The sequence below is a fragment of the uncultured Formosa sp. genome, from assembly GCF_947500765.1.
Taxonomy (GTDB): Bacteria; Bacteroidota; Bacteroidia; order Flavobacteriales; family Flavobacteriaceae; genus Formosa.
The window spans coordinates 1-1,798 of record NZ_CANMTH010000038.1 but is presented as its reverse complement, the minus strand read 5'-3'; the positions used below and the strand labels follow the sequence as shown (position 1 = coordinate 1,798).

At 29.6% G+C, this 1,798-nt stretch carries 2 protein-coding genes; both read left to right on the top strand.

The annotated features are described in order from the left end of the window. Positions 1–122: 122 nt before the first annotated feature. A complete protein-coding gene (locus Q1B05_RS18485; RefSeq protein ID WP_299782928.1) occupies positions 123–767 on the top strand; it encodes a hypothetical protein in 645 nt (214 codons plus the stop codon). Between the two features lie 157 nt (positions 768–924). Then, positions 925–1,617, top strand: a complete 693-nt coding sequence (locus Q1B05_RS18480) for a hypothetical protein (protein ID WP_299782927.1) — start codon at positions 925–927, stop codon at positions 1,615–1,617. Positions 1,618–1,798: the final 181 nt, after the last annotated feature.

The following is a 1,798-nucleotide window of genomic DNA, read 5'->3' as shown; positions in this document are numbered from 1 at the left end:
CATTTTTGGCTACAGCGGATTTTCCTGCGGAAAATCTGCCTCGCTCAAAAACGCAACTTTCTATATACAAAACCGTTACCTGCAATTAAGACAAAACTCTTCCTCAAAAAAAATATTCCGAAATGAAAGAAAAAGAGATTAAAGAACTAGAAGAAAGCTTATCAACTATGTTCTTTGATAAACTTGTACATTCTTTATTTAAAGACGGAACAATAACTATTTCGGAATTTGATAATAAGGAAAAATTATTAGAAAAAATACTCAAAATAAACGCCAAAACTGAATATCAAATTGTTGTAGACCACAAAGAAGATTTGTTGAATACAGCAAGACAATTTAATGAGTTAGGTAAAGTAAATAATGCGAAAATCTTTTATGCTACATATTTTGAACATCAACTAAATGGAATAATCGATGAATTATGCACTCGGAAATCAATAAATAAAAAAGAGATAAATAATATTATCAAGTCAATTAGTTTAGTTGGAAAACTGACTTGGTTTCCTCTGATTCTAGAAATCCCTAAAATATCTGTTAAACACAAAAATGTTATTCTAAAACTAGCAGGAGAAAGAAATGCATTTATCCATTACAAATACAATCCTGAACCAGATGAAATAGATACAAACGAAAAGCAAAAGGAACAAGAGGACATTGCGAAAATTGAAAAAACAATTACTTATTTAAAAAAATACACAAGTAGAGTTTTATATAAAAATAAAAAGACCGAACTTGAAACAAAACTGAAAAATAGGAAAAAAAATTAGTGAAATAACTGCAGGTAACACCGTATAAAAATAATTGCGGTTTTGTGCTTAATCAAAGGTCGTTGCGTGTTTGTAACGTCTGATTTTCCTTCGGAAAATCCTCGCATACAAACCCGCAACTATTCTTATACATAAACGTTGTAAGCAATTTGAGAAAATGGCGAAATATTTAACAGACATAAGTATTGAGAGTGAATTTTCGCAAGAATTTTCAAAGGGATTTACGAAATTAGACTTTAACAAAACTACCAAAGTTGTTCAGGATATATTTTGGTATCTAATTCCAAATAAATTCGAATTTGATGGAATTGGAAAATTAAATATTAGAATCACTTCTGGAATTCCTGAAAATAAATACAAGGAAACAGCAGTCGGATTTGCTCAATATACATTCGGACAATTTAAATTTTCTGAATATTTTGAATTAACTCAAACCGAAAAGAATCGTGTTATATTAAAAATATTACAGAAAGCTATATCCGATATTCTAAAGCACAATCAAGAAAAAGCGAATAGCTTACTTGAAATTACTAAAAGAATTAGTGACGGAGGATTTAAATACGAAACGGAAGACAAAAAACTGTGCAAGTGGAATAGAAAGAGAAATTTGAGAGGATTAATCACATACAGAATTGACCAAAATGGAGAAAATGCTTGGCTAAAGTTATCGAATAAAAATGGTGATATTTTTTATGAAAAGCATATTTTAAAAAATAGAGTTTATGACTTTCACAACAGCTTGTATAAGTCTAAATGGAACGAAAATAAATTTCAAATAATCAAAAGAGATGGAACTTTATTTAAAGAAATTGATGGCGAAAAAACTGCTTACAACAACGTGTATAATTAATTGCTAGGTTCACTGCCGACTTACGAACATTCCTGCGGAATATTCTATCTGTGATTTATTTGCTAAATTAGTTGCTTAACCACGCAACTAACCATACACAAGACCGTTACCAGCAAGTTGAAAAAAGCAGTACTACAAATATTGATATTATTAATATCATTGAGCTCGATTGCTCAAATTG